This is a genomic window from Acinetobacter sp. CIP 102136 (assembly GCF_000369685.1).
Classification (GTDB): domain Bacteria; phylum Pseudomonadota; class Gammaproteobacteria; order Pseudomonadales; family Moraxellaceae; genus Acinetobacter; species Acinetobacter fasciculus.
This window is the reverse complement of record NZ_KB850147.1, coordinates 27,867-36,836: the sequence shown is the minus strand read 5'-3', so window position 1 is coordinate 36,836 and position 8,970 is coordinate 27,867. Positions and strand designations below refer to the sequence as shown.

8 protein-coding genes and 4 pseudogenes are annotated in these 8,970 nt (G+C 41.1%); 6 read left to right on the top strand and 6 right to left on the bottom strand.

The window, feature by feature from the left end; genetic code table 11:
• The 3 genes and pseudogenes from F893_RS17995 to F893_RS16045 all read right to left on the bottom strand — a co-directional run.
• Positions 1–142: pseudogene (locus F893_RS17995) on the bottom strand (IS5/IS1182 family transposase); the annotation flags it as partial.
• Between the two features lie 11 nt (positions 143–153).
• Positions 154–774, bottom strand: a pseudogene (locus F893_RS16050) (helix-turn-helix domain-containing protein); the annotation flags it as partial.
• A gap of 80 nt (positions 775–854) precedes the next feature.
• A complete protein-coding gene (locus F893_RS16045) occupies positions 855–1,556 on the bottom strand; it encodes an IS1 family transposase (protein WP_004282341.1) in 702 nt (233 codons plus the stop codon).
• 137 nt (positions 1,557–1,693) lie between these two features.
• Between F893_RS16045 and F893_RS16040 the strand changes: the two genes are divergently transcribed.
• From F893_RS16040 to F893_RS16025, 4 genes are all read left to right on the top strand, one after another.
• Positions 1,694–3,661: an AI-2E family transporter gene (locus F893_RS16040; RefSeq protein ID WP_004782579.1), complete on the top strand. Its 1,968-nt coding sequence runs from the start codon at positions 1,694–1,696 to the stop codon at positions 3,659–3,661.
• Positions 3,662–3,942: 281 nt separating this feature from the next.
• The gene (locus F893_RS16035; RefSeq protein WP_005100728.1) at positions 3,943–5,040 is read left to right on the top strand and encodes a catalase family protein; all 1,098 of its coding nucleotides are present in this window, start codon (positions 3,943–3,945) and stop codon (positions 5,038–5,040) included.
• A gap of 213 nt (positions 5,041–5,253) precedes the next feature.
• Entirely contained in the window at positions 5,254–5,700 is a 447-nt protein-coding gene (locus F893_RS16030) for an SRPBCC family protein (protein ID WP_004281784.1), read from the top strand.
• Positions 5,701–5,711: 11 nt separating this feature from the next.
• Positions 5,712–6,059 (top strand): DUF488 domain-containing protein, encoded by a 348-nt coding sequence (locus F893_RS16025; RefSeq protein WP_004281785.1) that lies wholly within the window; start codon positions 5,712–5,714, stop codon positions 6,057–6,059.
• A gap of 112 nt (positions 6,060–6,171) precedes the next feature.
• Here F893_RS16025 and F893_RS16020 read toward each other — a convergent pair whose 3' ends face one another.
• The 3 genes from F893_RS16020 to F893_RS16010 form a co-directional block, all read right to left on the bottom strand.
• Positions 6,172–6,873 (bottom strand): IS1 family transposase, encoded by a 702-nt coding sequence (locus tag F893_RS16020; RefSeq protein WP_004282344.1) that lies wholly within the window; start codon positions 6,871–6,873, stop codon positions 6,172–6,174.
• Positions 6,874–7,046: 173 nt separating this feature from the next.
• Positions 7,047–7,361, bottom strand: coding sequence for a putative quinol monooxygenase (locus F893_RS16015; RefSeq protein ID WP_004281786.1), 315 nt, complete (start codon positions 7,359–7,361; stop codon positions 7,047–7,049).
• A 9-nt stretch (positions 7,362–7,370) separates the two neighbouring features.
• Positions 7,371–7,964 (bottom strand): NAD(P)H-dependent oxidoreductase, encoded by a 594-nt coding sequence (locus F893_RS16010; protein WP_005100727.1) that lies wholly within the window; start codon positions 7,962–7,964, stop codon positions 7,371–7,373.
• Positions 7,965–8,113: 149 nt separating this feature from the next.
• Here F893_RS16010 and F893_RS16005 point away from each other — a divergent pair.
• A pseudogene (locus tag F893_RS16005) lies at positions 8,114–8,572 on the top strand (LysR family transcriptional regulator); the annotation flags it as partial.
• A 76-nt stretch (positions 8,573–8,648) separates the two neighbouring features.
• A pseudogene (locus F893_RS16000) lies at positions 8,649–8,970 on the top strand (transposase); the annotation flags it as partial.

Genomic DNA, 8,970 nt, shown 5'->3' with positions numbered 1-8,970 from the left:
TTCGCCCTTGTTTGCCTTTTGATGGCGCATACCATTGCGTAGCAGGATCAAACCAAATGGCAATATTTCCGCGACTCATGAGTGCTCGGTTATATGCGGGCCAATTGGTTGTGCGGTAGATTTTGTGTGTAGGCTTCTTCATTTGAAAATTATATCGCTATAAAAGGCCAGAGGCTTACCGTATTGTTCAATGTAGGCTCGGGTTGAAAGCATATAGTCGAAGGTCGTTTCCGCCTCACAGAAGCGCAGATGCAACAGCTTTCCAGTGGCATCATCGATATAAACCAGCAAGCAGCACTTAGCAGCGCGTCCTTCGAACCAGTCATGATATGAGCCATCAATCTGGATTAGCTCACCGAAGCAATCCCGGTTATAACGTGGCTGATATGGACGTTTAAGGCGCTTGGATCGTGGAATCCAGAGGTCATTTGCAGTCATCCAGCGCCGAAGCGTTTCTACCGGGATATTCAGGTCAAACATGCTGCTGAGCTTCTCATGGGCCAAGGTAGGTCCAAATCCCAGCAGATGTTCAGAAATAATGGAAAGACATTTTGATTTTAATAAATCGTCATGGCGATGATGGCCCGGTTGACCACGACTGGCATGCGCCATACTTGAAACACCATCTTGATTGAGCTTCTGTAATAACCGGGTAATTTGACGGGTTGAAAGATTAAGGATTTCAGCAGCACGGACTTGTGTAATACGATGATCTCGAACGTCTTGCAGAACTGCAAGACGTTGAATTTCTTTGTCAGACATAGTGATCAGCATCTATATTTATATCCAGTCCATGATGGTGAAAACCATCATAAACTAGACATTTTGGTGGTGTTTCAAAAAGTATGCTGGCATTAAACGAATCCATTATTGATATAAAAGAACACTAAATCAAAGGCTTTGAAATGATTTTCAAGCTTTTTGGAGAAGTTGCAGCTTCTCCTAAAGCCTCGCCTGATTCGATGCCGTAATCGACAATTATTGCCTTCTATACCCACAGTGAAAAATTTACCAATCAACTGTTTGCATTCTTTAAAGGTCGTAACAAAGCTATCCCAATGGTCACTTGATATACATGTATAGCTTACACCTAACTGCTTCAATTTTAATTTAAGTCGTTTTGCAGTGGCTAAATCTCGGTTACCCCATACATAAGCAACAATTTCACCTGTTTCTCGATGATAGGCATAAATTAGCCATTGTTTATTTTGCTTATGACCAACAAAAGTCCAAAACTCATCTACTTCAAGGGTTTCATAATGACTTTGCTGTGCTCGAAGTTGATATTTTGATTGGCTAAGTGTCCGTAGAACTTTACCGATACTTACTCTTTCAATTTCTGCTATATCCCTGACACCACTGCCTCGCACCATGAGGTGTAATATTTTGGTTTTGATACCTGAGTGACAGCCTTGATAACTGAGAGCATGATCACCAATAAATTGACGTCTGCATATTTTACATTGGTAATTTTGCTTACCATCTACTTTTGTGCCATTTTTCTTTATACTGTCACTTAGGCAGGCTGGACACTTGATTTCTAGAGTTATTCGCATTTCTCTATTTTATCAAAATCCAACCTGCTTTTTTTCAGCATACTTTTTGAAACACCACCAAAAGTTTTACTTCTGGGCCGAGTGTATGGGACGGCGCCATCACGACCATTGATACGGTAGAAAGTTCGATATAGGACGTGACTCCAGTTGAACAAACCCAGGGGGTGCAGCAGGTGCAGGTGGTTGGGCAGCAAGCCAGTACCACTGAAACGGCAATGCAGTGGGGCGCGAGGATCTTTCATCCCTTGGCCACAGTCGGGATTGTTTTTCTGTTTGTGGTACTGATTTTACTCAGTCGCAAAGACTTGCATGACCGTTTGTTGAAATTGCTGGGCGGCAATTTAAACGTCGGTACAGATGCACTGGATGATGCCGCAGACCGGATTGGAACCTATTTGCGGATGCAGTTGTTGGTGAATGTCACTTTCGGTATTCCCATGGCGGTGGGCTTATGGCTGATTGGTGTGCCTGCTGCGATTATGTGGGGAATTGTCGCGATCGGAATGCGCTTTTTACCCTATGTCGGGCCCATGATCTCGGCCTTATTTCCCATTACCTTGGCATTTGCGGTTGATCCGGGCTGGAATATGGTGCTCTGGACCATTGGGCTGATTCTGTTACTCGAGCTGATTAGTAACAATGTGATTGAACCGTGGTTGTATGGCGAAAGTACCGGTCTTTCCACTTTGGCGATTATTCTTGCGGCGACATTCTGGACTACGCTATGGGGGGCTGCTGGACTGATTCTCTCGACGCCATTGACGGCGTGTTTATTGGTATTGGCTCACTATATTCCGGCATTGGGATTTATCAAAACCCTGATTGGTAGCGAACCGGTACTGACGCCACCGGAACGCTTTTACCAGCGCCTGGTTGCCGATGAAGTAGAGGATGCCCTTGAAGTTGCCCAGGATTATATTCAACAGAAATTGCCGAAAAAGCCCAGTGAGGAAGTCGTCGTTCGTAAGGTCAATGCCTTTTATGACGACGTTGCCATTCCCGCCATTCGTTTGTTTTCGCAAGGACATAGTACCGAAGCCAGTGCCGAGCACCGTTTAAGAATGCATCAGGGCTTAAAGTTGTTTAATCATGATTTCCAGCAAAAGTACCCAGCTCCAAATACAGCTGGTCCTGCGCAAGTGGTGTGCTTGGGGGCGCGTTGGGAAATTGATGTATGGGCATCTTCCATGTTGGCCCATGGTTTAAACTTAAGAAAAATTGCCGCGCAAAGCCATAATGAAGTACTGATTCAATCAAAAATGGATGTGCTTGAATCCTTGCCAGAAAATACTCAGATGCTTTGCATTTCCATGTTTTATCGGCAGCCTTTGGCACAAATTCGCTTGTTGAATCATCGCATCCGTAAACGTCTGCCGAATATTAAAATTATTTTTGCCACCTGGGGCAATGTCAGCGATGAATTGCGGGACGAGATTCAAAACCGTTTTCAACCGGATGCCGTGGTATCCACGGTGAATGAATTGATGCTGAGCATTGATGCGCTGATGCTACAACAAGGTAAAAATCCTGCACGTGAATTGCTTGCGGAAAATGAACCGGAACGTTTGGCGGCCTTGCATGAACTGCAATTGCTTCAACCTGAAACTTTACTGATTTATCAGCAGTATATTGAAGAAGCCTGCCAGGCATTTAACGTGAAATATGCGCAAATTTCCCTGGTTGATGAAAAATGGGTGAATACCCCAGCCAGCCCGCTGGCAGATGAAAATCAAAATCCGATAGAGGCACGCATTCCCCGGGAAGAATCCATTTGTACCCATCTGGTTCATCAGAATGAAGCACTGATTATTGAGGATATAGACCGAGATCCGCGTTTTACCCATAACCCGGAGTTAAACAGAAATAAAATCAAATTTTATGCCGGTGTACCTTTACGTACTAAACAAGGTCTGGTGTTAGGCAGCTTTTGTGTTCTGGATAAGCAAATTCGGCAGATGAGCGAAGATGATCTGGTGTTATTAAACCAGCTTGCAGACGATTTAATTCAGACACTGACGAGTGACAAGGCGCAAACCCAAAAGCTAGAGGAAATTGCCAAGTTACAACAAGCCAAGGGTGGCTCTCTTCAGGATTTTTTAAGCTAAAAAAAGGCTAAAAGCGAAAACAAAACTCATCTTCCTGGAAAATGAGCTGGATCTCCCGACGAAGCATAAGCATGAAACTTGCAAAGTTAAATCACTTTTCAATTTTTGACGTGCTCTATTTTTTCACCTCATCGGTCTTTGACTCGGTCTGCATGTCGTATTTACCAAAGACCCTCAAAGCATTAACCAATGAATTAACTTGTAAAGCGAACTCCTTGTTAGATTAATACAAAAAATTCAGTGCAATTGATCCATATTCAAAAAATCAAAAGGAAGCAAGTATGAGTGCGAATTATGTGAACTATCGTCCCGAAGTAGAGCAAAAACAGGAAAATGAAGAAGAGGATATTCTGCATATTACAGAACAGATGGCACAGACCAATAACCAGGTTTTTGACCGGCACCGTCATGCGGTTCGTGATGCACATGCAAAATCCCATGGTTTCTTAAAAGGCATTTTGACCGTTCCTGAAAATTTGCCGGCTCATTTGGCTCAAGGGATTTTTGCTCATCCGGGCTATTATGACGTGATGGTACGTCTATCGGCTGCGCCCGGCGATCTGCATAGCGATAAAACTCCGGCTCCGCATGGTTTCGCCCTTAAAATTTTAAATGTGCCGGGACAGCGCTTATTGCCGAATGATCCAAGCGATGGTCATCATCAGGATTTTCTGATGGTCAATATTCCGGTGCTGACTTTTGGAACAGTGCGTAAATATAAGCAAATGCTGCCTTTTATTACGGAAGCAGAACAGGCGCCTGAACCGGTTATGCGTAGCTTGCGTCAGGTGATGCGCGGCGTAGATTATCTGGTAAATCGCGCAGGCTTTCCCGCACCTGCAAGCTTAAAAGGTCTGGCGCGTAGCCAGCATCATGTATTGGGCGAAACCTATCATAGTATGGCAGCGCTTCGTTATGGCGATTATATTGCCAAAATCAGTGTCGCACCCGAATCTGACTCGGTGAAGAAACTCACCGGTATCCAGATGCAAATCAATGATGATTCCGCTATTCGTGACATCGTCCGGGATTTCTTTCAGAAGTATACGGCAGATTATGTGATTCGTGCGCAGCTATGTACCGATTTGAGGACTATGCCCGTCGAGGATGCGGCTGTGCTGTGGAAAGAACAGGAATCACCGCATCAGGTCATTGGTCATTTGCACTTTCCCCAACAGGATACTTTCAGTCCGGCACGTCGGGTGTATTCCGATGACGTGCTGTCTTTTAACCCTTGGCATGGCGTGACAGAACATCAGCCATTGGGTTCCATTATGCGGGTGCGTATGCAGGCATATGAACGTTCATCGTCTTTTAGGCATCGCATGAATACCCAGCCGCGTACAGAACCGCATCAGATTGATGACATGCCGGATTAAGGGGTTTATGTTCGGATGCCAGAATTAAATTAAAGCTATCTGCTTGAGCACAGCTGTTTTTAATGTAGAAATATTCTGGAAGCTGTTGAGCATTTTTCAGTAGAGCTAAATGCAGTGAAAATCCACTCTGAATGTCATACCAAAGCCATACAGAGCCAGGAATCAACAGCAGTAGACTTAAGCACACAAAACAACAAAAAGTGAGAAAAACAAATGCCCAGTACAGTCAAACTTCACCGTGTATTCACTGCACCCCCAGAACGGGTGTTTAGAGCCTTTACAGATCCTGATGCCTTGGTGAAATGGATGGCGCCGCATGGTTTTACCGCCAAAGTCCATCATCTTGATGCGAAAGTGGGAGGCAGCTATAAAATGTCCTTTAGCAATTTTACCACCGGTACCAGCCAGTCTTTTGGCGGAACCTATCATGAAATTATGCCTAACCAGTTGTTGCGCTATACCGACCAGTTCGACGACCCAAACTTACCCGGTCAAATTGACGTCACGATTCAGCTCCACCCGGTTTTTGTGGGCACGGAAGTGCATATCACCCAATCGGGTATTCCAGATGTGATTCCGGCAGAGGCCTGTTATCTGGGATGGCAGGAATCCTTGCAATTGCTGACTTTATTGGTCAATGCCGAAATTCCAGATCAATAAATAGATGACCCATGCAAATTCAAATCAAGCGTGCCTATGCCGAAGTTTTAGCGTCAGATGGTAAACGGATTCTGGTCGATCGACTTTGGCCCAGAGGCATCAAAAAGCAGGATGCTCAAATTGATATGTGGCCCAAGGAAATCACGCCCTCGACTGAACTGCGCAAATGGTACGCGCAGGATCCTGAACATTGGGAGATATTTCAACAGCGCTATACAGCGGAACTTGTTCAGCAAGCCAAGACATTGCAGCAAATTCGGAAGATCGCTGAGCAGGAACAAGTCACTTTAATTACTGCAGCCAAGAGCATAGATTATAACCATGTGATTGTACTGAAACAGCTTTTGGAACAAGGCTGATCTTTATCTTGTCTGCTTTTATTCCATGGAATAAGTAGGGTTTTAAGCAAGAGATTGACTTGTAAAATGCTATAGTAGAGTTTTTGGTGGTGTTTTAAAAAGTATGCTGACATTAAATGAAGCCATTATTGATGTAAAAGAAGGTTAAGTCGAAGGCTTTAAAATGGTTTTCAAGCTTTTTGGAGAAATTACAACTTCTTCTAAAACCACGCCTTATTCGATGCCTTATTTTGCAATTATTACCTTCAATTCCTACAGTAAAAAACTTACCAATACTTTGCTTGCAGTTTTTAAAAGCAGTGATGAAACTATCCCAATGATCACTTGCAATTCGGGTGTAGTGAATACCTAATTGTTTAAGCTTTGTCTTCAACCTTTGGACTGTAGCTAAATCTCTCTTACCCCAAACATAAGCAACAATCTCACCTGTTTCTCGATGGTAGGCGTAAATAAGCCATTGTTTATTATTTTTATTTCCAACAAAAGTCCAGAATTCATCTACTTCGAGAGATTCATAATGACTTTGTTTAGGCTGAATTTGATAGGCCGATTCAGTTAAAGTCCGTAAGACTTTACCGATACTAATGCGCTCAACTTCAGCGATATCTCGTATACCGCTGCCTCTGACCATTAACTGTAATATTTTACGAGTAATGCCAGAATTACATCCTAGATAGCTCAGAGCATGGTCACCAATAAACTGACGTTTGCAGTCTTTGCATTGGTAGTTTTGTTTCCCATCTACTTTGATGCCATTTTTCTTTATACTGTCACTGAGGCAGGTTGGACATTTGATTTCTAGAGTTATTTGCATTTCTCTATTTTATCAAAATTCAACCTGCTTTTTTTTAGCATACTTTTTGATACACCACCGACATTTTTATTGGTGAGAATATAGACACTTTAAATGGGTTCTAACATTTTAGATTCGTATAACGTGTATTATGTTAATTTTAGAGAAACTCATAAATGAATATAATAATTTGATTAAAATCCATTCTCTAAAATTCGGATATCAACACCAAGAACATCATCTTTTATCTTAAAGTGATGTTCTTGCATATGTACGGTTGCAAGGTGGGAATCTAAATGCTTGATACTTTTCCATTTTTCCAACATAACGACTGTATTTTTCAATGGCGCCTGATAAGACGCATGACTCTCATGATTAATAAGTAATTCGTAACCAAAACAACCATCTTCTTCAAGCACTGTTGGTGTGATCTCCTTGAATGAATTGATTACATGTTGCAGATGCTCTGAACCGGGTTCTATTTTAATTTCAGCAATAATTGTTAACATCATTTACCTCTATATCACTGATGCAGGAAAATTACGGATCAAATGTTGGCGATAGTCATCTTTTATTTGTGGTACGTTTGGTGCTTTGATGACGTCATGAGCAATAAATGTTGACATGCTTTGCATACCAAGAAACTCATTGGCTTTTCGAAAAGGCAAATAAACCCCATCTACACCTCTCCCCTCAAAAAATTGTTTTGGATCAGTGAATGCTTCAGCAGGTGCATTCCAAGTTAATGACAGCATAAATTTTTTGCCATGCATTAAACCTCCCGAACCATATTTTTTAGAAGTATCCGAACGTGAACGACCATCATTTGCGTATATATGACCATGACCTTCAGTAAATACATCATCAATATATTTTTTTACTGTCCATGGTGCACCCATCCACCAGCCTGGCATTTGATAAATAATAGCATCAGCCCAAAGATATTTTTTTACCTCCTCTTTTGGATCAAAAGCACTATCAGCACGCGTAACTTTAACTTTATGACCTAATTCGGTTAATACTTCTTCTGCTAAAATTGTCAAGGTATCATTCAATTCACCATTAGAATGGGCAAAAGTTTTAGCACCATTGATAATTAAAATATTATTCATCTTCATCCCAAATTAAATAGAGAAGTACAATATAAATTTAAGATCCATCAACATAAATGCAATTATTAACAAAACATTATTGATTAATTGTTAATAATTAAAATTGATATATAATTAAAAATTATTTTTTATTAATGATTTACTTAGATATGAAATCTACATTTGATGAACTTTTAGTATTTGTTACGATCGCTGATTGTGGCTCTATAGTGAAAACAGCAGAACAATTAAATCAAACAACATCTGCTATCAGTCGCACATTACAACGCCTCGAAAAAAAATTAAATGTTAAATTAATCGAACGTACAACCCGTAGCCTTAACCTTACCTATGATGGAAAAATTTTTTTAGAAAGAGCAAGAAAATTACTTTCTGATTTGAATGAAGCTGAAGAGTTGTTAATTAATCCAGGTACTGAACCTACAGGCTTAATTAAAATAGATTCAGCAACACCGTTTGTATTGCATGTAATTATTCCATTAATACCAGAGTTTATAGAACGATATCCAAAGATCAGTATTGAACTAACTAGTCATGATCATGTAATTGATTTATTAGAGCATAAAATAGATGTTGCTATACGATTTGGTGATCTAGAAGATTCAAGTAGAGGTGGATCAGGAAATTTGAACAACACTTATAAGTGATATTTTGCTCCCCAAATGATGTTATAAACATCAATATATGGAGTATTTTATGACACGTAGACCAAGAAGAAATCATTCAAATGACTTTAAAGCTAAGGTAGCACTTGCTGCGATTAAAGCAGAAAAAACACTTGCTGAATTGAGTGCTGAATTTGATGTTCATCAAAACCAAATTATTGACTGGAAAAATCAACTGATTTCAGCTTCCTCGCAAGCTTTCGATCAATCAAAAGCTCCAACAGAACCACCCATCGATCTAAAAAAACTACATGCAAAAATCGGTGAGCAGGCATTAGAAATTGATTTTTTAGAAGGTGTGTTGAAGAAACTGGGCCGCTTCAACCACAAAAGTTAATCGA

Bases quoted from the DNA above. Each gene is read 5' to 3' on its own strand.
- F893_RS16045 (WP_004282341.1), bottom strand. From the start codon at position 1,556: ATGCGAATAACTCTAGAAATCAAGTGTCCAGCCTGCCTAAGTGACAGT.
- F893_RS16035 (WP_005100728.1), top strand. From the start codon at position 3,943: ATGAGTGCGAATTATGTGAACTATCGTCCCGAAGTAGAGCAAAAACAG.
- F893_RS16030 (WP_004281784.1), top strand. From the start codon at position 5,254: ATGCCCAGTACAGTCAAACTTCACCGTGTATTCACTGCACCCCCAGAA.
- F893_RS16025 (WP_004281785.1), top strand. From the start codon at position 5,712: ATGCAAATTCAAATCAAGCGTGCCTATGCCGAAGTTTTAGCGTCAGAT.
- F893_RS16020 (WP_004282344.1), bottom strand. From the start codon at position 6,873: ATGCAAATAACTCTAGAAATCAAATGTCCAACCTGCCTCAGTGACAGT.
- F893_RS16015 (WP_004281786.1), bottom strand. From the start codon at position 7,361: ATGTTAACAATTATTGCTGAAATTAAAATAGAACCCGGTTCAGAGCAT.
- F893_RS16010 (WP_005100727.1), bottom strand. From the start codon at position 7,964: ATGAATAATATTTTAATTATCAATGGTGCTAAAACTTTTGCCCATTCT.